The sequence below is a fragment of the Pseudolysinimonas kribbensis genome (genome assembly GCF_039531715.1).
Lineage (GTDB): Bacteria > Actinomycetota > Actinomycetes > Actinomycetales > Microbacteriaceae > Pseudolysinimonas > Pseudolysinimonas kribbensis.
Genome location: NZ_BAAAQO010000004.1, coordinates 1,072,474 through 1,094,981 on the forward strand (window position 1 = coordinate 1,072,474; position 22,508 = coordinate 1,094,981).

Consider the following 22,508-nt stretch of genomic DNA (forward strand, 5'->3'; position numbering starts at 1 on the left):
TTCCGGTGGGGGTGATTCGGGTCTCACCGTCGAGGCCGGGATCGTTAGCTGAAGCAATGATGCTAGTCGATCCGGAGGGTGACTCCGCACGCCGGCGAGGGCATCCGGCTGCTCCACAATGGAGCCATGACCGGCTCGCTCGCCCTCGTGCCCGCCCTGCGCCATCCGGAGCTGCTCGCTCCCCCCGTCGTGGCGGCGCTCGACGCGCTCGGCGACGCGGCGGCGGAGGTCGACGTCGCGCCCATCGATGCCGCGCTCGCCGACACCGCCGCGTTCTGCGCGACGTACGGCGTCGGCCTCGACATCTCGGCCAACTGCGTCGTCATCGCCGGCCGCCGCGGGGAGGAGACCCGCTACGCCGCGTGCGTCGTGCTCGCGACCACGCGCGCGGATGTCAACGGCGTTGTGCGCAGGCTGCTCGACGCGCGCAAGGCGAGCTTCGCCCCCATGGACGACGCGGTCGCCCTGACCGGCATGGAGTACGGCGGCATCACGCCCATCGGCCTGCCCGACGACTGGGCGCTGTACATCGACGTGCGCATCCCGGCGCTGCCGCGCGCGATCGTCGGGTCGGGCATCCGCGGCAGCAAGGTCGAGCTGCCGGGCGCGGTGCTCGCGGCGCTGCCGCACGCGCAGGTGATCGAGGGCCTGGCCCGCGAGGTGGTCGAGTAGCGGCCGGAGACCGCGTATCCAACCCGCTAGATCGACTGGGCGAGGCGGTAGTACGCCGCGTTCCAGCGCACGGTCTGCTCGAAGGCGTCGATCGTGGTCGCGTCGTCGATGACCAGCAGCTCGATGCCCGACATCTTCGCGAAGTCGCGGAACACGTCGACGCCGACCTGGGTCGACATGACCGTGTGGTGGGCGGCGCCCGCCGTGAGCCACGCGGTCGCGGAGGTGCGGAAATCCGGCTGCGGCTTCCAGATCGCCCGGCCGACCGGGAGCTTCGGCATCGGCTGCGGCAGGTCGACGTTCTCGACGACGTTCGCCACGAGCCGGAACCGATCGCGCATGTCGCTGAGCGCCACGACGACCGCGGGTCCGGGGTCGGCGGTGAAGACCAGCCGCACCGGGTCGTCCTTGCCGCCGATGCCGAGCGGGTGGATCTCGAGGCTCGGCTTGGCCGTCGTCAGGGTCGGGGAGACCTCGAGCATGTGCGCGCCGAGGATGAGCTCGTGCCCCGGCTCGAGGTGGTACGTGTAGTCCTCCATGAGGCTCGCGCCGCCCGGCAGGCCGGCGCCCATCACGGCGGCGGTGCGCACGAGCACCGCGGTCTTCCAATCGCCCTCCGCGCCGAAGCCGTACCCGTCGGCCATGAGCCGCTGCACCGCGAGGCCGGGCAGCTGCTTCAGGTCGCCGAGGTCCTCGAACGAGTCGGTGAAGGCGTGGAAGCCCCCCGCCTCGAGGAACGAGCGCAGCCCGAGCTCGATGCGCGCGCCCTCCCGCAGCGACTCGTGCCGCTCGGCGCCCGGTCGCAGTCCGGGCTGCACGTCGTAGAGCGAGAGGTACTCGTCCACGAGCGCGTCGACGTCCTGTGTCGTGGACGCCGCCACGGCCTCCACGAGCTCGTTGACGCCCCAGGTGTTGACCTGCACGCCGAGCCGCAGCTCCGCCTCCGTCTTGTCGCCCTCGGTGACGGCCACGTAGCGCATGTTGTCGCCGAATCGCGCGACCTTCATCTCGCGGGTGGCGGCACGGCCGGCGGCGGCGCGGGTCCAGACACCGACCCGCCCGGTGACGGCCGGATCGGAGACGTGCCCGACGACGGTGGTGCGCGGCACGTTCAGGCGCGACTCGATGTAGCCGAACTCGCGGTCGCCGTGCGCGGCCTGGTTGAGGTTCATGAAGTCGAAGTCGATCTCGCCCCACGGCAGGTCGACGTTCGCCTGGGTATGCAGGTGCAGCAGCGGCTTCTGCAGCGCGTCGAGACCGGCGATCCACATCTTCGCCGGGCTGAAGGTGTGCATCCACGCGATGACGCCGATGACCGAGTCGTCGGCGTTCGCCTCGAGCATCGCCCGCCGGATCGCGGCGGAGTCGGTCAGCACCGGCTTCCACTCGACCGTGACCGGGATGTCGGGCGAGCCCGCCAGTCCGGCCGCGACCGCCTGCGACTGCTCGGCCACCTGGCGCAGCGTCTCCTCGCCGTACAGCCCCTGGCTGCCGGTGAGGAACCAGACGGTGAAGGTCTTGAGGTCGGGCACGATGGAGCGGCTCACGGGATGTCCTTTCGAGGATCTAGAGGCTGTCGACCGCGGCGCGCTCGACGGCGAGGCCGGCGCGGTAGCGGTCGAGGTAGGCGGAGAACCCCGCGACGTCGGCCGGGTCGGGTTCGGCGGTGACCGGCGCGGGGCCGGCGAACACGCGATCGGTCAGGTAGCTCGCGAGGTCGGCGGTGCTGCCGGCGCGCACGGCCGCCCGGAACGCGGCGAGCACGGCCATGCCCCACGCGCCGCCCTCGGAGGCGGTCTCGGCGACGCTCACGGGTGCCCCCAGCGCCCCGGCGAGGAAGCGCTGCGCAACCCCGGCAGTGCGGAACATGCCGCCGTGCGCATACATCCGGTCGAGGCCGACGCCCTCGTCGTCGAGCACGCGCATGCCCAGGGCCAGGGTGCCGAAGACGCCGTACAGCTGAGCGCGGAAGACATTGGCGAGCGTGAGCCGGCTCTCGGGGGTGCGCACGAACAGCGGACGGCCCTCGTCGAGCCCCGCGATCGGCTCGCCGGCGAGGTGGTTGTAGGCGAGCAGCCCGCCCGCGTCGGGCTCGCCCTCGAGCGCCTCGCGGAACAGCGTCTCGTACACGGCGTCGGCCTCGAGCGGCGATCCCGCGGCGGCCGCGAACCGGGTGAAGAGACCGACCCAGCCCGCGAGCTCGCTCGCCCCGTTGTTGCAGTGCACCATCGCCACCGGATCGCCGACTGGCGTCGTCACGACGTCGAGCTCGTGGTGGACCTCGCGCAGCGGCCGCTCGAGCACGACCATCGCGAAGATGCTCGTGCCGGCGCTCACGTTGCCGGTGCGCGGCGCGATCGCGTTCGTCGCGACCATGCCCGTGCCCGCGTCGCCCTCGGGCGGGGCGAGCGGGATGCCGGCCGCCAGCCCGCCCGTCGGGTCGAGCAGCGCCGCCCCCTCGGCGGTGAGCTCCCCCGCGTCCTCGCCCGCCGAGAGCACCTGCGGCAGGAGGTCGCGCAGCGGCGCGGCCAGCGTCGTGCCCGCGGCGAGCTCGTCGTAGCGCGCGACCATCGCCGCGTCGTAGTCGCCGGTGGCGGGGTCGATGGGGAACATCCCCGACGCATCGCCGACGCCGAGCACGCGGCGACCCGTGAGCGCGGCGTGCACGTAGCCCGCCAGCGTCGTCACCCAACGGATCGACGGCACGTGGGGTTCGGCATCCCGCACCGCCTGCTGCAGGTGGGCGATCGACCACCGGAGCGGGATGTTGACCCCGAGCAGCTCGGTGAGCTCGGCCGCCGCGGGGCCCGTGTTGGTGTTGCGCCACGTGCGGAAGTGCGCAAGCAGCTCGCCCGCTTCGTCGAACGCGAGGTAGCCGTGCATCATCGCCGAGACGCCGATGGCCGCGGGGCGGGTCGGCCGGGAGCCGTGCCGCGCCTCGGCGTCGGCGACCAGGTCGGCGTACGCGGCCCGCAATCCGGACCACACCTCGTCGAGCGCGTAGGTCCACAGCCCGTCGACGAGCTGGTTCTCCCACTCGTACGAGCCGGCCGCGAGCACCGTGGCGTCGGGTGCGATGAGGCATGCCTTGATGCGGGTCGATCCGAGCTCGATGCCCAGCGCGGCGTCGTCGAAGACCGTCATCGCCGCGCGTCGCCGGCCTGCCCGTACACGTTCTGGTACCGCGCGTAGAGGCTGTCGATCTTCTCCTGCGGGATGGGCACCACCGGCCCGGCCTGCATGGCGAGGTGCACCGACCGTGCCACGTCCTCGCACATGACCGCCGCCTTGACCGCGTCGTTCGCGTTCGCGCCGATCGTGAACGGACCGTGGTTCTGCATGAGCACGGCGCGCGAGCGGTGCCCGCGCAGGGTCTCGACGATGCCGCGGCCGATCGAGTCGTCGCCGATCACGGCGAACGGGCCGACCGGGATCGGCCCGCCGAACTCGTCGGCCATCCCGGTGATGACGCACGGGATCTCCTCGCCGCGCGCGGCCCAGGCGACGGCGTAGGTCGAGTGGGTGTGCACGACGCCGCCGACCTCCGGCATCTCGCGGTAGACGTAGGCGTGCGCGGCGGTGTCGCTCGAGGGGCTGCGCTCGCTGCCGGCGGTGCCGGGCACGACCTCGCCGTCGAGGGTGCAGAGGATCATGTTGTCGGGCGCCAGGTCGTCGTACGCCACGCCCGACGGCTTGATGACGAAGTAGTCGGTGCCGGGCACCCGGCCCGAGACGTTGCCGCCGGTCCAGATCACGAGGCCGTAGCGCACGAGTTCGCCGTGCAGTCGCGCGACCTCCTCCCGCACGCGGGCGATCTCGGCCTCGACGTCGGGGGTCATGTCCTCGATGTTAGCGTTCACATCGTCTCCTCTGCACCGCGGGGCGCCGTCGATCCCCGCACCACCAACCACGGTTCCACCCTCGAATCTTTCCGTGAGGTGGCAGCTTCTGTCGCATCAGACCGGGTCGACCCGACGGAAGGTGCCACCTCACCCTCGAGGAGGGCGAGGAGGCGGGCCACCGCGCGGCGGCCGACCTCCACGAAATCCTGGTGCACGGTCGTGAGCGGCGGCAGGCTGTGCGCCGATTCCGGGATGTCGTCGAAGCCGACGACGCTGACCTCCTCCGGCACGCGGCGGCCGCGATCCGCGAGCGCGTGGACGAGCCCCAGCGCCATCTGGTCGTTGCCGCACAGCACAGCGGTCGCGCGCGGGTCGAGCGCGGCGGCGGCCGCATACCCGGAGTCGGCCGTCCAATCGCCCCGGAGGTCCGGCAGCGGCTCCAGGCCGGCGGCCGCGAGCACCTCGGCCGCGGCATCGCGCCGCACCCCGGCCTCGACGAAGTCGTCCGGCCCGACGAGCTGCTGCACCCACCGGTGACCGAGCTCGACGAGATGGCGCGCCGCGAGACGGGCGCCCGCGACCTGGTCGACGGTCACGCCGTCGGCGGGATCGCCGGTCTGCAGCGCGACGACGGGCGGTGGATCCGCGACCTCGGCGAGCGCGTCGAGCACGACCCGGTAGGGCGCGATCACCACGAGCGCCTCGACCGACCGGCCGAGCAGGAACTCGAGGCTCGCGCGGACGGCCTCGGCATCCACCGGCGTGCTCGTGATGAGCGACTGGTAGCCGGCCTCGCGCACCGCCCGCTCGATCGCGTGCAGGCTGCTCGTCGGGCCGAAGTCGGCCGTCGCCGGCGTCAGCACCCCGATCGCGCGGGTGCGACTGGTCGCGAGGGTGCGCGCGGCGAGGTTGCGCCGGTAGCCGAGCTCCGCGATCGCGCCGAGCACGCGGTCCCGGGTCGCCGGCAGCACCCCGTGCGACCCGTTGAGCACGCGCGACACGGTCTGGTGCGACACACCGGCGCGCGTGGCGACGTCGTACATGTTCGGCGCACGACGCGACTCGACCATGTGCGCACGCTAGCCGACGGGCGCGGACTACCGGAGGTCGGCCGTGCCGCTCTCGCCGAGGTCCGGCTCGGATTTCGTCACGACGCCCTTCAGCACCTCGAAGAGCTGCGCGACGGCGGGCTTGCGCAGATCCCAGTACTCGAGCGTCTCGACGCGCACCTCGAGGATCGCCGCAGTCGGGTCGCCGCGTCCGCCGTCGAAATAGGAGTCTGCCCACGCGTTCCAGTACCGGTCCAGCAGCCCGGGGTCGTGCGTCACGCTCGCCGTGCCGGCCAGCGACACCCAGCCCTTGCCGTCGCCGATCGACACGTTGACCTCGGGATGCGTCGCGATCTCGGCGGTCTTCGCGCTCGGGTCCTGCGTGAAGAAGTGCAGCGTGCCATCGAACTCGTCGTCGAGCACGGCCAGGGGCCTGCTGTGCAATGCCCCGCCCGCGGTCCGGGTCGTGACGGCGGCGGTCCGCCCGGCGGCGACAATCGCGCGGACCGCCTCCAGCTCCGGCTCCGCGGCGGACATCATGCGCCCTTCGGCCGGCGGTGCTCCGCGGAGATCATCCAGGCGAACTGCTCGAGCTTCTGGATGATCTCGTGCAGCAGGTCGGCGCTCGTCGGGTCCTCGTCGTCGACCGTGTCGTGCACCCGGCGGCAGGTTCCGACGGCCGATTCGATGCGGGCCGTGACCATGTCAGCGGTGTCGATGGTGAGGACCTCGCCGCCGGGGAACTCCTCGAGCGTCGTCTGGGCCGACACGACGCCGCTGCGTCCGTCGGGGGTCGCGTGCAGGGCGCGCATCCGCTCGGCGACCTCGTCGGCGAACAGACGGGCCGCCTCGATGACCTCGTCGAGCTGCAGATGCAGGTCGCGGAAGTTGGGTCCGACCAGGTTCCAGTGCGCCTGCTTGCCCTGGTTCGCGAGCTCGATGAGGTCGACGAGCACCTCCTGCAGCGAGTCGGTGAGGGCACGGGAGGCCACGAAGCCGTGCTCCGCGTTCTCCCGCCGCGTGCGCTCGACGTCGGGCTTGGTCTCGGTGGTCGTGCTCATGCGCCTGACGCTACGCGGCGTCCGCATGCCGGCCGTCGACTCTCAGGAGGTGCCCACCCCGCGCCGGCCCCAGCGCCGCGGCACGATCAGCAGCAGCACGATCGCGATCAGCAGGGCCAGCACGCCCGCGGTGATGCCGGCGACCCGTCCGAAGACGACGTCGAAGATGAGCAGCACGACGCCGACCGAGAGGATCGCGACCGCCACGAGCATCACCCGCAGCATCCGGTTGGAGGCCGTCACGATGGCGGGCTTGTCGTGCTGGCGGAACCGGGTGCGATGCAGGGCGACGATCGAGAGCCCGAGGATAGTGCTCACCGCGGCGAGCCCGACCAGCACCCCGTAGATCGCCCGGTCGACGGGGTCGAGCTCCGGGAACTGCTGCTGGAACGCGACCGTGAGCAGGAAGCCGCTGATCAGCTGCGTGCCCGTCTGGATCACGCGCAGCTCCTGCAGCAGCTCGTTCCAGTTGCGGTCGGCGCGCTGATCCGCGGTCTCGTTCCGCCCGTCGCGGGGATCGACGTCGGCGGTCATGACAGCGACGGGATCAGGGAGACCTTCACCGACCGGCCCGCCGAGTCGCCGACGAGGTCGAGCGCCTCCTGGAACCGCTCGAGCGGGAACTGGTGGGTGCAGATCTCGTCCATGGGCAGGGTCTGCGCCTCGAGCAGCTTGATGGCGGCCGGCCAGGTGTGCGGGCCGAGGTGGGCGCCCCGGATGTCGAGCTCCTTGTCGTCGGAGATGATCGACCAGTCGACGGTCACCGGGTCCTTGAACACCGAGTACTCGACGAAGCGGCCGAGTTTGCGCAGCAGGTCGAGCCCCTGCGGGACGGCCGAGGGATGCCCGGTCGCCTCGATGTAGACGTCGGCGCCGTCGCCGCCGGTCAGCTCCTTCACACGGGCGACCGCGTCGTCGGTCGTGATGTTGATCGCGATGTCGGCGCCGACCTTCTTCGCGAGCTCGAGCTTCTCGTCGAGCACGTCGAGGGCGATGAGCTGCAGCGGATTCTTCTGTCGCGCACCCGCGATGGCCGACAAGCCGATCGGGCCGGCTCCGGCGACGACGACGGTGTCGTCGAAGCGGATCTCCGCCCGCTCGACCGCGTGGAAGGCGCAGGAGAGCGGCTCGGCGAAGGCCGCGACCTGCGGCGGCAGCTCGCGGCTGACCGGATGCGTAAGCGCCTGGCGCGGCACGAGCACGTACTCGGCCATCGCCCCGTCCCAGCCCTTGAAGCCGAACATGTCGTGCACGGCGCACATCCAGTACGCCCCGTCGAGGCAGTACCGGCACTCCCAGCACGGCACGATCTGCTCGCACGCGATCCGATCGCCCTCCGCCAGCCCGCGCCGCTCGAGCGCCGCCGGATCACCCGCGACCACCGTGCCGACGAACTCGTGACCGGGGATGCGGTCGCGCTCGGCCCAGGCGGGCCGGTGCTCGTCGCCCCAGAACTTGGCCGCGCCGTGATAGCACTTGAGATCGCTCGCGCAGATGCCCACGGCATCCACCCGGATGAGCAGATCGCCGTCCCCGGGAACCGGCACCGGGCGCTCCTCGAGGCGGTAATCCTCGGGGCCGTGAACCACCACGGCGTGCATGGTCTTCGGGATCGCGGCGGCCATGGGTCTCCTCGTCGGACGGTCGAGCGGTCTCGAGCCTACGCAGTCCGATTACTCCGCGGAGCTGCGGCTGGTCATGGCCTTGACGCCATCGATGGTGGAGACATGCTCCACGAACTCCCGGAGCGGGCCGGCGCCTCGGATCCGGAGCTGCGCCTCGACCCGCGCGGATCCGTGCTTCGATTCCACGACGCGCATGTCGGACAGCGTCGCCTCGAACCCCTGGTGGGCGGCCTCCGCGAGGACGGTGCGAAGCACGCCTTTTCCCTCCCGATAGGTGAGCACCCACAGCTCGCCGGAGTCCGCGGCGCGTACCCGCCTCCCGACGACGCTGAGCAGGCTCACTGTCACGAGGTAGAGCAGCGTACCGGTCGCCGCCAGGACCGGCATGCCCGCTCCGCACGCCATCCCGATCGCCGCCGTGAACCAGATCGAAGCCGCGGTCGTCAGACCGCTGACGGTGCTGCGCCGCACGAAGATGACCCCCGCCCCGAGGAAGCCGATGCCGGAGACGATCTGCGCCGCGATCCGAGAAGGGTCGAGGACCACGTCGTGGCCGATCACGGCGCTGAACCCGTAGGCGGAGACGAGGGTGAAGACGGTGGCACCGATCCCGACGAGCGTGTGCGTGCGCAGACCGGCGCTCTTCAGGCGACGCTGTCGTTCCATGCCGATGACGGCCGAGAGCACGAAGGAGAGCAGCAGCAGGACCAGTTCGGTGCCGGTCGTCGGGGAGAAGAGGTCGATGCCGAGAAGCGTCACGCGGGGGTCCTTTCGTCTGCCGACCGGCGGGCCGATGACGTCGGTAGGGTTTCAAACATGAGCAGCGGCGGCCGGTCCCCCGCGACGACGAGCGCCTACACCGAGCTCCTCGCCCGCCTCACCGCCGGGATGTTCAAACCGGGCAGCCGGTTGCCGGGCGAGCGCGCCCTCGCCGAGTCGCTGGGGGTCAGTCGCGCGACCCTGCGCATCGGCCTGAACCGGCTGGCGGAGGAGGACTGGCTGGTGCCCTCCAGTAAGCGCGGCTGGTACGTCCGCGCCAACGTGGTCGGCGAGCCGCCGAACACCCTGCAGAGCTTCACCGAGATGGCTCTCGAACGCGGCATGACGCCGCGCAGTCACGTGCTGGAGAAGACCCTGCGACCGATCACGTTCGATGAGGCGAAGTCGCTGCAGACCGCCCCGGACGCGCAAGCGGTGGAGCTGGTCCGCGTGCGCTATCTCGACGACGTTCCGATCTGCTACGACCGTACGGTGCTTGTTCTGGCACGCGCACGCGGCATCGACACGGCCGACATGGAGGACCGCTCCCTCTACGAGTTCCTGAGCACGGTGTCCGGTGTGGAGATCGGGCGCAGCCTGTACAGCGTCCGGTCCGACCTCATGGGGAGCACGCTGGCGCCGGTGCTGAACGTGGAGGCGACCGATCCGGCGCTGATCGCGGAGGAGTTGACCTTCGACCGAGCCGGCGTGCCGATCCTCCGTGCCACCCTGACGTACCGCGCCGACTCCTACCGCTTCCAAGCCGATCTTCTCCGTCCGATCAGCGCGAGCTGACGGCGCGCGCGGGCCGCGGGGTCTCGGGCAGCGTCTCGGCGACGCGCTCGATCGTGCCGCTCGTGACCGGTGCGCCGTGCTCGGCGATCGCGTCCAGGACGGCGCCGCACACCGCGGGAAGGAACGCGATCGCGACGTGCGTGCCCGGCCGGGCCGCCGCGATCCGGTCGGTGACGCGCCGGGCGAGCGGAGATTCCGGGGCGCTCAGCACGGTGCCCGCCAGCACGATCGGCAACGACTCGTCGCCGGCCCGGCGCGCCGTGGCCAGCGCGTAGTCGGCGAGCAGCGCTGCCTGCTCATCCACGATGCGGTGCGCCACCGGGTCATGGGAGGCCGCGGCCGTGACCAGCGGCGCGGTGCGTGCCAGGGAGGCCTTGACGGGAAGGTGCTCGCGGGCGGTGAACAGGTGGACGAGGCGATCCACCGTCGGGACGGCGAAGAACTCGAGGTACCGCTCGGCGAGCGCGGTCGGCTCCGCCAGGCCCAGTTCCGCCAGGACCACCGCACGATAGCCTGCGATCCCCAGCCCTTTCGCCCCGAAGTCGTCCTGGCCCCACATATCCAGGCTCGACTCGCGGCCGTCGGAAGCCCGGGCGGCGAAGGCCGCCCCCGTGCCTCCGGTGATCGCCAGACCGACCCCCGACGGGAAGCCGAGCCGGATGGCGGCGAAGCCGTCGTTCTTCAGGCTGCGGGTTCCGCCGAGACGCCACTCCTGCGCGATCACGGCATCCCAGAGCCGGACGTCCTCCGACCAGTCGATGCCCGCGAGCCGGAACGCGATGTGGTCGGGCCGCTCGTCGCCGAGCGCCGCGTCGACCGCGGCACGGACCTCGGTGATCGCCGCCGCCGATCCAGCTGCGCTGTAGATGTCGCCCACGCCCGAGCGCGCCCATGCGAGGACCGTGCCGTCCGTCGCCGCGAGCACCGCATCGGTCTTGGTGTTGCCGGCGTCGACGCCGAGGACGAACCGCGAACTGCTCATCGCGCTTCCCGGACGCCGGCGCTCATGGCGCCCGCGGCTGCCTCATCGAGATACAGGGACGGGTTCCGACATTCGGCGACGACGGTCGCCGGCCAGGCGGGCTGATACGACGTCGCGGCGGCGATCGTGGTCGCCGCGGTTCGCTTGCCCTCGCCGATGAGCAGCATGACGGCCCGGCGGGTCGCGCGCAGAATGGTTCCGACCCCGACCGTGATGCCGTAGCTGGGCACGTCGTCGAGGGTGCGGAAGTGGGGGGCGAAGGTGTCCATGTTGTCCCGGCGCGTCTCCGGCGAGAGCTCCACCACGCGGGTGAGGCTGTCGGCCGGCGAGCCGGACGGGTTGAAGGCGACGTGACCGTCGGTCGCCCCACTGGCCAGGATGAACAGGTCCACGCCGCCGAGCGACGCGATCAGGTCGTCGTAGGCGCCCGGATCGGCCGCGTCCGGCAGATGGAGGTTCGCCTCGGGGATGCCGGAACCCGTGACGGCCGCGATCGGCGCCAGGATCTCATCGCGGCCGAAGCGCTCGCAGGAGTACGGGAGCGCGGCATCCACTCGCGAGAACGCGCCGCCGGCGGTGCGGACGACGTAGTCGTCCATCATCACGATGTGCAGGAGTCCGAGGTCGAGATCGCGACGGCTCGCCAGCAGCCGGGCGAGGGCGCGGTAGGTCGTGCGGGGGGTGCGGCCGCTGGGCGCCCCGAGGGCGTACGGTCGGCCGGCGGCGCTCGCCTCGGCCAGTCCGGCGACGATCTCGTCGGCCACGGCGCTGCCGATTGCGTCCTCGGTGGCGAAGATCTGGGGTTGCTGCACGACTCTCCTCAAACTGGTCTAGCTGGTTTTCGCCGACGCTACACGCTGGATACGGAGCGCTCATCCTGAGTTTTCCAGATGACTGTACCAGTTAGACCAGATTGTGAGTATGCTCGTCTTCACGTCCCTGCACGGATCGACCTCGCGGAGGTCAGCGGATCCGATCCATTCGAAAGGTAAGACGAGATGCACACGAAACACACGATGAAGTGGTCGGCCGCGCTGGCGGCGGTCGCGGCGACGGCGATGCTGCTCGCCGGGTGCACACCGGGGAGCGGGCAGTCGTCGTCGGGCTCGACGGACAAGCCGACCAAGATCACCACCGATGTCGCCTCGCTCGGCAAGCTCACCCTCACGGTGTGGGACCAGGAGACCACGCCCGGTATCAGCACCTCGCTCGACGATCTGAACAAGCAGTTCGAGGCCAAGTACCCTAACGTCCACATCGATCGCGTCGTCCGCTCCGGAAGCGACCTGCGGACCACGCTGAAGCTCGCCCTGAGCTCCTCGACCCCGCCCGACGTCATCCAGGCCAACCAGGGCTTCGCAGACATGGCCGCCTACGTGAAGGCGGGCCTGCTCACCGATCTCGGACCGTACGCGAGCCGGTACGGCTGGACCAAGCGTTTCCCGTCGAGCCAGCGCGCCCTCGACTCCGTCACGCCGGACGGGTCCAAGCTCGGCTCCGGCAACCTCTACGGCCTCTCGATCACCGGCGAGATGGTGGGCACCTTCTACAACAAGAAGGTTCTCGACAGCGTCGGGCTGCCCGTTCCGAAGAGCATGGAGGAGCTCGAGGCGGACCTCCCGAAGATCAAGGCGAAGGGCATCCTCCCGATCGCGTTCGGCGACCAGGACAAGTCGCCGGCTGTGCACCTCCTCGGGATCGCGCTCATGCCGCAGCTCGGGCAGAAGGCCGCGTCCCAGCTGATCTTCCACCAGGCCGGCACGTTCGACTCGCCCAGCGTCCACACCGCCGCCGACCTGCTCGCCGGCTGGGCGACGAAGGGCTACGTGACGCCCGGTTTCAACGGCGTCAACTCCAACACCGCCGCCACGGCCTTCGGTCAGGGCAAGGCCGCCTTCTTCCTCGGCGGAGTGTGGAACCAGGATGCCATCCAGAAGGCGGGTGCCGGAGACTCGGGTGCCGGCTTCACGGTGCTCCCCCAGAAGGCGGGCGACCCGCTCGTCGCGATGGGCGGCGTCGGCATGGGATGGGCGATCCCGGCCCGGTCGAAGAAGAAGGACGCTGCGGCGGCTTACATCGACTTCATCTCGAGCGCGAAGGGCATGACGACGCTGGAGAAGAACAACCAGCTGCCCGCCGTCCCGTCGGCCGACGCGAAGGCGGAGGAGGGCACGCTGACGAACGACATCCTGTCGACGTGGTCGCGGCTGACCAAGGACAACGGACTCGTCGCCTACATGGACTGGTCGACCCCGACCTTCTACGACACGATCGTCTCGAACGTGCAGTCCCTCATGGGCGGCACGGAGAACACGGCCGCGTTCACGAAGGCGCTGCAGGCCGACTACTCCGGCTTCGGCGGAGGCAACTGATCGACGCATGACCGACCAGGCACGCGCCGCGCAGGCGCACACCTCACCGGGTCCTGACGGGGACGGCGTCGCGGCAACGCGGCGCCGTCCCCGGCGTCGGGACCACCGGGCGTATCTCTACGTCGCGCCCGCGTTCGTGTTCGTCGCGGCCTTCGTGCTCTACCCGGTCGGGCAGGCGATCTGGATCTCCTTCTTCCGATGGGACGGCATCAGCCTCGCCACCTGGGTCGGCATCGGGAACTACGTCGCGGCGGTCACCGACCCGGCCCTCACCCAGTCGTTCGCTCATGTGGCCGTGCTCGTGTTCTTCTACGCGGTGCTGCCGATCGTGATCGCGCTCGTGCTCGCCGCCCTCCTGCAGCGGGCTGCGCGGCTGCGGGGTGCCGGCATCCTGCAGACCCTCATCTTCCTGCCGCAGGTGATCGCCGCCGTGGTCATCGGCGTCATCTGGGTGTCGATCTACGCGCCGGACGGCCTGCTGAACACCGTGCTGCGGATCTTCGGGCTCGGCGTCGCGACCCGCACCTGGCTCGGCGACTTCTCCACGGCGCTGCCAGCGGTGGGGCTGATCGGCACGTGGGTCGAGATCGGCCTGTGCCTCGTGCTGTTCCTCACCGGCATCTCGCAGATCCCGCGCGAGCTGTTCGAGGCGGCCCGGGTGGACGGGGCCGGCTTCTGGCGTGAGCTGTTCTCCGTCACGCTTCCCGCTCTGCGCGCGCCGCTGTCGGTCGCCCTGACCCTGACGGTGGTCGCCGCCCTCAAGACCTTCGACGTTGTGTTCGTGACGACGGGCGGAGGACCGGGCACCAGCACCACCGTGCCGGCCTTCCAGGTGTACAACCTCGCCTTCAACCAGGGGCGGGTCGGTATGGCCACGACGATCGGGATCATCCTGACGGTCCTGGTGCTGCTCATCACGATGCTCATCCGCCGGATCGCGCCGAAGGACGACCTATGAGACTGTCCCGCCCCGAGGCCATCGTGAACTACGCGGTCCTCGGCCTGTTCGCGCTCATCTCGCTCATCCCGATCGTCGGGGTCGTCCTCACCGCGCTGACGCCGGCGGACCAGGCGACCGCGTCCTTCGCGATCCCCCGCTCGCTCGACTTCGGCAACTTCGTGCAGGCCTGGAATCAGGGCCGGTTCTCGCAGTACATGCTCTCCAGCGTCATCGTGACCGTCACGACGGTCGTCGTCGCCGCGGTCTTCTCGATCCTCGCCGGCTTCGCCTTCGCGCGCATGCGCTTCGCGGGACGCAACGTGCTGTTCTACCTGATGCTCATCGGGATGTTCATCCCGCTCGAGGCGTACATCATCCCGCTCTACTTCGAGATGCGCGACGTCGGCCTGACCGACACCTACGCCGCCCTGATCCTGCCCCAGATCGCGCAGAGCGTCGCGTTCGGGATCTTCTGGATGCGCGGCTTCTTCGCCGCCATCCCGTCCAGCCTGATCGAGGCCGCCCGTCTCGACGGGGCCGGCGACATGCGGACCCTGTGGCAGGTGCTGGTGCCGGTGGTCCGGCCCGCGGTGATCACGATGGTGATGCTCACGTTCATGTGGACGTGGAACGACTTCCTGCTCTCGCTCGTGATGATCACGAGCGAGTCGTTCCGGACGGCGCCGCTGGCCCTGAGCTTCTTCCAGAGCCAGTTCGTCACGCAGTACGCGCTGCTCTCGGCCGCCGCCACGATCGTGGCGCTGCCCCTCATCATCCTGTACGCGATCCTCCAGCGGTACTTCATCCGCGGGATGCTGGCTGGGGCCATCAAGGAATGACGCCGGATCGACCGCTCGTCATCGGGCATCGGGGCGCCAGCGGCTACCGGCCCGAGCACACGTCGGCGGCTTACGAACTCGCCTTCGCCCAGGGTGCGGATGCCGTGGAGCCGGATCTCGTGCTCTCCGGCGACGGGGTGCTCGTGCTGCGCCACGAGAACGAGATCTCGGGGACCACCGACGTGGCCGACCGACGCGAGTTCGCCGACCGCCGCCGCACGGCGACGGTCGACGGTCAGGAGGTCACGGGCTGGTTCACGGAGGACTTCGCCTGGGCGGAGTTGCGCACCCTGCGTGCCCGGGAGCGCCGCCCGGGGGTCCGCCCGGCCAACGCCGCGTTCGACGACCGCTTCGGCCTGCTGTCCTTCCCCGACCTGATCGAGCTGGTGGAGCGCGAATCCCTCCGCAGCGGTCGCCGGCTGGGCATCGTGGCCGAGCTCAAGCATGTGGAACACTTCGCCTCCCTCGGCCTCTCGATGACCGAGGCGTACCGTCGCGACCTCGCCCGGCGCGGCTGGGCGGGACGCGACCCGCGCCTCGTCACCGAGAGCTTCGAGTCGGAGCCCCTCCACGAACTGGCCGCCGAGGGCGACGGAGGGCGCCTGATCCGGCTCCTGGAGGACGAGGCGGCCGTCGATGAGCTCGACGACCCGAAGCTGCAGTGGATCGCGCGGGACCTCGATGGGATCAGCCTGGAGCGACCGCTCGTGCTGGCGTCCGCGGAACGTCCCGACGGCATCGTGACCCGGGCGCACGCGGCCGGACTCGAGGTCTTCTGCTGGACCCTGCGGCCCGAGAACCGCTACCTGACGCCGCCATTCCGGATGCCCGGACCGGACGCGGCCTGGGGCGACTGGCGGGGTGAGTGGCGCCGCATTCTCGACGCGGGCGTCGATGGGGTCTTCGTCGATCACCCGGACCTGATGGCGTCCCTCCTCGAGCTCCCGGCCGACGCAGGCGCTACCCGGCGATGATCATCCGCGCGATGAGGTCACCGTCGAGACGGAACCGGATCTCGCTCGTGCCGTTGTAGCCGCCGCCCGTCGAGACGAGGGTGACGACCCAGTCGTCGCCGTCGCGACGGGCGGCGTCGACCTCGAAGTGCATGTGCACGCCGATGTTGTCGGTCCGGTCCCACGCCGCCACGCCCTCCCGACCGTGGAAGCCCCGCCCCCAGTCCTCGAGGTAGGCGTCCGGCGCGAAGCAGGCCACGAACGCGTCGCTGTCGGCGGCGTTGGTCGCCTCGACCATGCGCTGCACGGGGGCGGGGGCGTCGGTCATGCTCCGATCCTCGCCGCCCGCCGCGACGGCGGCAAGATGCTCAGAGCACCGGCTCGACGAACTCCCGGTAGGCGGCGGCGCAGCGCCGCGCGACCTCGGCGGGGTCGGCGTCCCACACCTCCTGCCGGAACACCTCGCATTCCACGTCGCCCGTGTAGCCTGCGTCGCGCAGCAGGGCGGTCACGGCGGTGAAGTCGATGTGGCCGTCGCCCGGGATGCCGCGGGACAGGAGAGCGTCCGGCGCGATGGGCGTCACCCAGTCGCACACCTGATAGGAGGCGATGCGGCCCTCGCGGCCGGCGCGCGCGACCTGCGCGGCGAGCTCGGGATCCCACCAGACGTGGAAGGTGTCGACGACGACGCCGACGGCGGCGGGCTCGAACGGCGCGGCGAGGTCGAGCGCCTGACCGAGCGTCGAGACGACAGCGCGATCGGCCGCGTACATGGGATGCAGCGGCTCGATCGAGAGCTGCACGCCCCTCGCCGTGGCGTCGGGCGCGAGCTCGGCCAGCGCGTCGGCGACCCGGGAGCGCGCGCCGACGAGGTCGGTCGAGCCGGCGGGCAGACCGCCCACGACGAGCACGAGGGTCGGGGCGCCGAGCGCCTCGGCCTCGTCGAGGGCCCGGCGGTTGTCGTCGAGCGCGGCGCGGCGCTCCGGTCTCTCGGGAGTCGTGAAGAAGCCGCCCCGGCACAGGCTCGAGACGCGCAGCCCCGACCCCCGCACGAGGTCCGCGGCCCGGGCGAGGCCGACCTCCTGCACGGGCTCGCGCCACAGCCCGATCGCCGGGATGCCGGCCTCGGCGGTCACGCGCAGCGCCGTCGCGAGGTCGGCCTTCTTGATGGTCGCCTGGTTGAGCGAGAAGCGGTTCATGCCTCGATGCCGTTCACCCGCAGCAGGGCACCCCAGCGCTCGGCGGCGAGGTCGGGACTCTCGAGCGCGGCGGCCGCGTCGGCAAGCCGCACGAGTTCGCTCAGGTGCACGAGGCCGCGGCCGGCGTGCAGTCCGCCCACGAGCTGGAACGCGCTCTGATGTCCGTTCAGCCAGCTGAGGAATGCGACGCCCGTCTTGTAATAGGGAGTGGGCGCCGCGAACACCTGCCGGGCGAGCGCCTCGGTGGGCGCGAGAACGGCGCGGTAGCGGGCGGTGTCGCCGTCATCGAGCGCGGCGAGCGCCACGGCGGCGCGCGGCGCGACCGCGGCGAAGGCGCCGAGCAGGGCGTCGGAGTGGCGCTGCACGCCGTCGACGTCTCGCCCGCCCTCGATGAGCTCGACGTAGTGGTAGTCGTCGCCCGTGTAGAGCCGCGCGGGCGCGGGCAGTCCGGCGCGCACCACGCGCTCCGCCTCGGCGTCGAGCAGCGACATCTTGATGCCGCGGACCTTCGCGAGGTTCTCGCCGATGATCCGCTGCACGGTCTCCGCGGCCGCCCGCCAGTCGGCGCCCGTCGAGCCGGCGGGGCCGAAGTAGCCGGCCAGCTGCGCGTCGAACGCGTCGCCGAGCCAGTGCAGCACGACGGGGGCGCCGGCCCGGTCGAGAACGGCGCGGTACACGCGCTCGTAGTCGGCGGCGGACTCCGCGGCGCGCGCGAGGTGCCGGGATGCCATGAGCACGACACCCGCGCCGGCGTCCTCCGCGACCTCGAGCTGCGTGAGGTACGCGTCGATGACCGCGTCGAGCGGAATGACGGGCTCGGCCACGTGGTCGGTGTTGACGCCGACCACGAGCGGGCCCCCGACCTCCCGGGCCGCCGCGGCGCTGCGCCGGATCAGCTCGGTGGTCGCGGCCCAGTCCAGGCCCATGTTGCGCTGCGCGGTGTCCATCGCGTCGGCGACGCCGAGACCCCACGACCAGACGTGACGGCGGAACGCGAGGGTGGCGTCCCAGTCGAGCTCCGCCGGGGCGCCGGGCGTGTTGTCGGCCCAGGCCCGCGGCACGACGTGCGCCGCGGCGAACACCTCGCGGGTGCGCGGGGCGTGCGCCGGTCGCGGGTCCGGCGGCGGGGGTGCGAGCTCGAGCCGCGTCGACGTGCCGTCGGCGCCGAGCAGCGCGACCGAGCTCACAGGGTCACCGGCGCGAGATCGACGCGGCGCCCCTCGGCTGAGCTGCGCAGGCCCTCCTCGCTCAGCCGCACACCGCGAGCGCCCGCGAGCAGATCGAACGTGTACGGCGCGTCCTCCGCGACATGCCGGATGAACTGCTCCCACTGGGTCTTGAACCCGTTCTCGAAGACGTCGTTCTCGGGCAGCTCGTGCCAGTCGCCCAGGTAGTCGCGCGGGTCGGGCACGTCGGGGTTCCAGACCGGTTTCGGGGTGGCGTTGCGCGGCTGGATCTCGGCGCCGAACAGGCCGACGACCGCTGATCCGAGGGTGCCGTCCACCTGGAACTCGACGAGCTCCTTGCGGTGCACCCGCACCGCCCAGCTCGAGTTCAGCTGCACGACGGCGCCGTTCGCGAGCTCGAAGATCGCGTAGGCCGCGTCGTCGGCCGTGGCCGGGTACGTCACGCCGTGCTCGTCGACGCGCTGCGGGATGTGGGTGACCGCCCGCGCGTACACCGACGAGATCGATCCGAAGAGGTTCTCGATCACGTAGTTCCAGTGGGCGAACATGTCGGAGGTGATGCCGCCGCCGTCCTCGGCGCGGTAGTTCCAGCTCGGCCGCTGGGCGGTCTGCCAGTCGCCCTCGAACACCCAGTAGCCGAACTCGCCGCGCACGCTGAGGATGCGGCCGAAGAAGCCCGAGTCGATGAGCCGGCGCAGCTTCTGCAACCCGGGCAGGTAGAGCTTGTCGTGCACCACGCCGCTCTTGACGCCCGCCTCGCGCGCGCGGCGGGCGAGGTCGAGGGCGTCGGCGAACGACTCGGCGGTGGGCTTCTCGGTGTAGATGTCCTTGCCGGCGGCGATGGCGCGGCGGATCGCGTCGACGCGCTTGGTCGTGACGAGGAAGTCGGCGTAGAGCGGGTACTCGGGATCGGCCAGGACCGCATCGAGATCGGTCGTCCAGTGCTCGAGGCCGTGTCGCTCGGCCAGCACCCGCAGCTTGTCCTCGTCGCGGCCGACGAGCACGGGGTCGGGCATGACGCGGGAGCCGTCGGAGAGCAGCACGCCGCCCTCCTCGCGGATCGCCAGGATCGAGCGCACGAGGTGCTGCCGGTACCCCATGCGTCCGGAGACGCCGTTCATGATCACGCCGAGTCGGGTGGTGCGGGTCATGCGGTTCTCCTCGCGTACGGAAAGTGCTTTCCGTAGCATAGCGGCAGTGTCCCGCCGCGTCGAGGAGTGCGAGCCCGCGGCTCAGGCGGCCGTGCTCGCGCGCATCAGCACCGTCGTGCCGAGCCGCACCCGCGGGTGGACCTCGTCGCCGAGGGCGAGCTCGATCGCGTGCTCCCCCGCCTCCTCGAGCGGCAGCCGCACCGTCGTGAGCGCAGGGGCGGCGTCTCGCGACGGCGCGATGTCGTCGAAGCCCGCCACGCCCATCCGGTCGGGCACCCCGACCCCGGCCTCGCGCAAAGCCGCGAGCGCCCCGATGGCCATGACGTCGTTGACCGCCACCACGAGGTCGGCCTCGACGCCGGCCCGCAGCAGGTCCCGCATCGTCGCCTCGCCGTCATCGCGCCCGAAGCCGCCGGAGACCACGCGATCGCCGGACAGCGGGATGCCCGCGGTCTCGAAGCCGTCGGCCAGACCGCGCACCCGCTCGCGCGCGATCTGCAGTTCGGCCGGGCCCGCCAGCACGAGCGGGCGGCGATATCCGAGGCCGGCCACGGCCGCCGCGAGATCGCGCCCCGAGCCGGCGTGATCGAACGAGACCCGCGCGTACGGCAGGGAGTCCTGACCGATCGCGACCACCCGGCCGCCTCCCGCCTCGAACGCGTCCAGCTCGCCGAGGAGGGCGGCGCGCGTGCGGTCCGGATGCCGGCGGCTTCCGGCGAGCACGATCGCCGCCGGCCGCTGCCGCCGCGCCGTGCGCACCATGTCGAGCTCGCGGGCCGGATCGCGCTCCGTGACCCCCATGAGCACGAGCCGGCCGTCCGATCCCGCGCGCCGCATCGCCCCGGCCGCGATCGCCGCGAAGAAGGGGTCGGTGATGTCGCTCACGACGAGGAAGATGCTCGTCGATCCTCCGCGCGCGAACGCCTGGGCGGGCGCGTTGGTGGAGTAGCCGAGCCGCTCGGCGGCGGCGAGCACCTTCACCCGGGAGTCCTCGCGGACCCGCCGGGCGCTGCCGTTGAGCGCACGCGAGGCGGTCGCCAACGACACCCCGGCCTCGCGGGCGACGTCGTAGAGCGTCGGAGTCGCGGGGCGGGCGGGCACGATTCGCAGCATAGGGCTCGAGCCCGCGTCACTGCCGCTCCGGGGCGACCGGCATCGAGTTGACGCAGATGACCGGTCGGAGCGTCGCCGCACCGGGCATCTGGGTCAGGTCGATGAGGACGAGCGGGTCATCACGGCGCGGTGAGAGCCAGCAGCGGCATCGCGACGAGGGACAGCGCCGTGGCGGCCGCGAGCGCGCGATCCGCACGGGTGCGAGTGGACGGCAGGCGCGCCACCGCCCAGGCGATCACGACCGCGACCTCGGCCAGGGCGCCCGCGCCACCGCCGTGCGCGTGCCCGGCATGCACGGCGGTCGCCGGCGTCGTCGCGATCATGGCGAGCACCATGGCGCCCATCGCGGCGAGGTCGACCAGCGCGGCGACGAGATGCGGCCGGCTGCGCGCGAACGGCGCGAGGGCGAGCCCGAGCGCCACCAGCACGGCGAGTGCCGCGAGCTGGTCGGTCGGCGATCCGCCCGGCAGCATCGCGAGCGCCATGGCACCGAGCATCCCCGCGTGCACGACGACCGGCCAACCGATCGACCGGCGGGGAGCGGGCGCCACCACGTCACCCGATCCCACACCGGCCGTCGTCATCAGGCCTCCCAGACCGTCTTCGTGTTGACGAACTCGCGGATGCCGAACCTGCCGAGCTCGCGCCCGTAGCCCGAGTCCTTGACACCGCCGAACGGCAGCCCGAAGAACGAGGCGGTGTTGCCGTTGGCGAAGACGGCGCCGAACTCGAGCCCCTCCTGCAGCCGCGCGAGCTCCGCCGGGTCGGTCGTCCACACGGACGCCGCGAGGCCGAAGTCGGAGTCGTTGGAGCGCTCGATCGCCTCCTCGACGCTCGAGACCCGGTAGACGCAGGCGACGGGGCCGAAGCACTCCTCGCGGTAGATCCGCATCTCGGGGGTCACGTCGGTGAACACCGTCGAGGGATAGAACCAGCCGGGGCCGCTCGGCAGCTCACCGCCCGTGTGCACCGTGACGCCCTTCGCCTTGGCGTCCTCGACGAGCTCGTGGGCCTCGGCCCGCACCTGCTCGGTCGCCATCGGCCCGAAACCGGTCGCGGGATCGAACGGGTCGCCGCCCGTGGTCGCCTCCATCTTGGCCAGGAACGCCGCGAACCACTCGTCGTAGACGTCCTCGTGCACGTAGAACCGCTTGGCGCAGATGCAGCTCTGCCCGCTGTTCTGCGTGCGCGAGTTCGCCCCGAACTCGGCCGACTTCGCGACATCCGCCGAGGGCATGACGACGAAGACGTCGGTGCCGCCGAGCTCGAGCACGCTCTTCTTGACGTTGCGCCCCGCGGCCTCGGCCACCGCCGAACCCGCGCCGACCGAGCCGGTGAGGGTCACGCCCTTGATCCGGCGATCGTCGATGAGCTTCGAGGCGGCGGCGCCCTCGACCAGCAGCGTCTGGAACGCGCCCGCCGGGAATCCGGCCCTCTCGAACAACTCGCCCAGATACAGCGCGGTCTGCGGCACGCTCGACGCGTGCTTGAGCAGCCCGGTGTTGCCGGCCATGAGCGCGGGCGCCGCGAACCGGATCACCTGCCAGAACGGGTAGTTCCAGGGCATGACCGCGAGGATCGTGCCGATCGGCTGGAAGACGACGCGCGCAGCGCTCGCCCCGACCGTCGACGCCTCGACGGGCGTCTCGTCGGCGAGGTACTCCTCGGCATGATCCGCGTAGTGCCGCATGCCGTTGGCCGACTTCGTGACCTCGTACTTCGCGGTGCCGATCGTCTTGCCCATCTCGGTGGATGCCAGGCCCGCCACGCGGTCGAGCTCGGCATCCATGAGGTCGGCGGCCGCGTGCATCCACGCCGAGCGCTGGGCGAACGTGGTGGCGCGCATGAGCGCGTTGGCCGCGTCGGCACGCGCGAGGATCTCCTCGATCTGCGCCGCGCTGTGCGGCTCGAAGGTCTTCAGCGTCTCGCCGGTGGCGGGGTTGATGGTGGCGATGGCCATGAGTGCGAC

The 22,508-nt window shown here is 71.5% G+C and carries 24 protein-coding genes; 6 read left to right on the forward strand and 18 right to left on the reverse strand.

Annotated elements, in window-relative coordinates; genetic code table 11:
* Positions 1–126: 126 nt before the first annotated feature.
* Positions 127–672 carry a YbaK/EbsC family protein gene (locus tag ABD285_RS15865; protein ID WP_344203449.1) on the forward strand — a complete coding sequence of 182 codons (546 nt, stop codon included), beginning with the start codon at positions 127–129 and terminating at the stop codon, positions 670–672.
* Between the two features lie 26 nt (positions 673–698).
* On the opposite strand, the gene araA is transcribed toward ABD285_RS15865, so the two are convergent.
* The 9 genes from araA to ABD285_RS15910 are packed head-to-tail and all read right to left on the reverse strand — an operon-like array spanning position 699 to position 9,008.
* On the reverse strand, positions 699–2,207 hold the full coding sequence (gene araA / locus ABD285_RS15870) for an L-arabinose isomerase (protein ID WP_425565073.1): 1,509 nt from the start codon (positions 2,205–2,207) through the stop codon (positions 699–701).
* A 31-nt stretch (positions 2,208–2,238) separates the two neighbouring features.
* The gene (locus tag ABD285_RS15875) at positions 2,239–3,816 is read right to left on the reverse strand and encodes a xylulokinase (RefSeq protein ID WP_344203454.1); all 1,578 of its coding nucleotides are present in this window, start codon (positions 3,814–3,816) and stop codon (positions 2,239–2,241) included.
* Positions 3,813–4,511 (reverse strand): L-ribulose-5-phosphate 4-epimerase, encoded by a 699-nt coding sequence (locus ABD285_RS15880; protein ID WP_284254660.1) that lies wholly within the window; start codon positions 4,509–4,511, stop codon positions 3,813–3,815. The genes ABD285_RS15875 and ABD285_RS15880 overlap by 4 nt, the downstream gene beginning before the upstream one ends.
* Before the next feature lie 17 nt (positions 4,512–4,528).
* Positions 4,529–5,584, reverse strand: coding sequence for a LacI family DNA-binding transcriptional regulator (locus ABD285_RS15885; protein WP_284254659.1), 1,056 nt, complete (start codon positions 5,582–5,584; stop codon positions 4,529–4,531).
* Between the two features lie 27 nt (positions 5,585–5,611).
* Positions 5,612–6,100 carry a pyridoxamine 5'-phosphate oxidase family protein gene (locus ABD285_RS15890; RefSeq protein ID WP_344203458.1) on the reverse strand — a complete coding sequence of 163 codons (489 nt, stop codon included), beginning with the start codon at positions 6,098–6,100 and terminating at the stop codon, positions 5,612–5,614.
* Positions 6,100–6,624 (reverse strand): Dps family protein, encoded by a 525-nt coding sequence (locus ABD285_RS15895; protein WP_284254657.1) that lies wholly within the window; start codon positions 6,622–6,624, stop codon positions 6,100–6,102. Before ABD285_RS15895 ends, ABD285_RS15890 begins: the two co-directional genes overlap by 1 nt.
* Positions 6,625–6,666: 42 nt before the next feature.
* On the reverse strand, positions 6,667–7,158 hold the full coding sequence (locus tag ABD285_RS15900; protein ID WP_284254656.1) for a DUF6328 family protein: 492 nt from the start codon (positions 7,156–7,158) through the stop codon (positions 6,667–6,669).
* Positions 7,155–8,249, reverse strand: coding sequence for a zinc-binding dehydrogenase (locus tag ABD285_RS15905; protein WP_344203461.1), 1,095 nt, complete (start codon positions 8,247–8,249; stop codon positions 7,155–7,157). Before ABD285_RS15905 ends, ABD285_RS15900 begins: the two co-directional genes overlap by 4 nt.
* A 48-nt stretch (positions 8,250–8,297) precedes the next feature.
* A complete protein-coding gene (locus tag ABD285_RS15910; protein ID WP_284254653.1) occupies positions 8,298–9,008 on the reverse strand; it encodes an MgtC/SapB family protein in 711 nt (236 codons plus the stop codon).
* Between the two features lie 57 nt (positions 9,009–9,065).
* On the opposite strand from ABD285_RS15910, the gene ABD285_RS15915 reads away from it, so the two are divergent.
* A complete protein-coding gene (locus ABD285_RS15915) occupies positions 9,066–9,803 on the forward strand; it encodes a GntR family transcriptional regulator (protein WP_344203463.1) in 738 nt (245 codons plus the stop codon).
* On the opposite strand, the gene ABD285_RS15920 is transcribed toward ABD285_RS15915, so the two are convergent.
* Positions 9,790–10,785, reverse strand: a complete 996-nt coding sequence (locus ABD285_RS15920; protein ID WP_284254650.1) for an N-acetylglucosamine kinase — start codon at positions 10,783–10,785, stop codon at positions 9,790–9,792. The two genes, ABD285_RS15915 and ABD285_RS15920, sit on opposite strands and share 14 nt — an antisense overlap.
* Complete coding sequence (locus ABD285_RS15925) at positions 10,782–11,597, reverse strand: 6-phosphogluconolactonase (protein WP_344203466.1); 816 nt, start codon at positions 11,595–11,597, stop codon at positions 10,782–10,784. The genes ABD285_RS15920 and ABD285_RS15925 overlap by 4 nt, the downstream gene beginning before the upstream one ends.
* Positions 11,598–11,783: 186 nt before the next feature.
* Between ABD285_RS15925 and ABD285_RS15930 the strand changes: the two genes are divergently transcribed.
* The 4 genes from ABD285_RS15930 to ABD285_RS15945 are packed head-to-tail and all read left to right on the forward strand — an operon-like array spanning position 11,784 to position 15,910.
* Positions 11,784–13,157 (forward strand): extracellular solute-binding protein, encoded by a 1,374-nt coding sequence (locus ABD285_RS15930; protein WP_284254647.1) that lies wholly within the window; start codon positions 11,784–11,786, stop codon positions 13,155–13,157.
* Positions 13,158–13,164: 7 nt separating this feature from the next.
* Positions 13,165–14,115 carry a carbohydrate ABC transporter permease gene (locus tag ABD285_RS15935; RefSeq protein ID WP_284254646.1) on the forward strand — a complete coding sequence of 317 codons (951 nt, stop codon included), beginning with the start codon at positions 13,165–13,167 and terminating at the stop codon, positions 14,113–14,115.
* Positions 14,112–14,936, forward strand: a complete 825-nt coding sequence (locus tag ABD285_RS15940) for a carbohydrate ABC transporter permease (protein ID WP_284254645.1) — start codon at positions 14,112–14,114, stop codon at positions 14,934–14,936. Before ABD285_RS15935 ends, ABD285_RS15940 begins: the two co-directional genes overlap by 4 nt.
* Complete coding sequence (locus ABD285_RS15945) at positions 14,933–15,910, forward strand: glycerophosphodiester phosphodiesterase family protein (protein WP_344203469.1); 978 nt, start codon at positions 14,933–14,935, stop codon at positions 15,908–15,910. Before ABD285_RS15940 ends, ABD285_RS15945 begins: the two co-directional genes overlap by 4 nt.
* Here the strand turns inward: ABD285_RS15945 and ABD285_RS15950 are convergent.
* The 7 genes from ABD285_RS15950 to ABD285_RS15980 form a co-directional block, all read right to left on the reverse strand.
* The gene (locus ABD285_RS15950; RefSeq protein ID WP_284254644.1) at positions 15,897–16,217 is read right to left on the reverse strand and encodes a nuclear transport factor 2 family protein; all 321 of its coding nucleotides are present in this window, start codon (positions 16,215–16,217) and stop codon (positions 15,897–15,899) included. The genes ABD285_RS15945 and ABD285_RS15950 overlap by 14 nt on opposite strands.
* Before the next feature lie 40 nt (positions 16,218–16,257).
* The gene (locus ABD285_RS15955; RefSeq protein WP_284254643.1) at positions 16,258–17,088 is read right to left on the reverse strand and encodes a sugar phosphate isomerase/epimerase family protein; all 831 of its coding nucleotides are present in this window, start codon (positions 17,086–17,088) and stop codon (positions 16,258–16,260) included.
* Positions 17,085–18,275, reverse strand: a complete 1,191-nt coding sequence (locus tag ABD285_RS15960) for a DUF993 family protein (protein ID WP_284254642.1) — start codon at positions 18,273–18,275, stop codon at positions 17,085–17,087. The genes ABD285_RS15955 and ABD285_RS15960 overlap by 4 nt, the downstream gene beginning before the upstream one ends.
* Positions 18,272–19,426: a Gfo/Idh/MocA family protein gene (locus ABD285_RS15965; RefSeq protein WP_344203472.1), complete on the reverse strand. Its 1,155-nt coding sequence runs from the start codon at positions 19,424–19,426 to the stop codon at positions 18,272–18,274. The genes ABD285_RS15960 and ABD285_RS15965 overlap by 4 nt, the downstream gene beginning before the upstream one ends.
* Before the next feature lie 81 nt (positions 19,427–19,507).
* Positions 19,508–20,527, reverse strand: coding sequence for a LacI family DNA-binding transcriptional regulator (locus ABD285_RS15970; RefSeq protein WP_344203475.1), 1,020 nt, complete (start codon positions 20,525–20,527; stop codon positions 19,508–19,510).
* A 131-nt stretch (positions 20,528–20,658) separates the two neighbouring features.
* Complete coding sequence (locus ABD285_RS15975; RefSeq protein ID WP_284254639.1) at positions 20,659–21,123, reverse strand: hypothetical protein; 465 nt, start codon at positions 21,121–21,123, stop codon at positions 20,659–20,661.
* Positions 21,123–22,499 (reverse strand): aldehyde dehydrogenase family protein, encoded by a 1,377-nt coding sequence (locus tag ABD285_RS15980; protein WP_284254638.1) that lies wholly within the window; start codon positions 22,497–22,499, stop codon positions 21,123–21,125. Before ABD285_RS15980 ends, ABD285_RS15975 begins: the two co-directional genes overlap by 1 nt.
* Between the last annotated feature and the right edge of the window lie 9 nt (positions 22,500–22,508).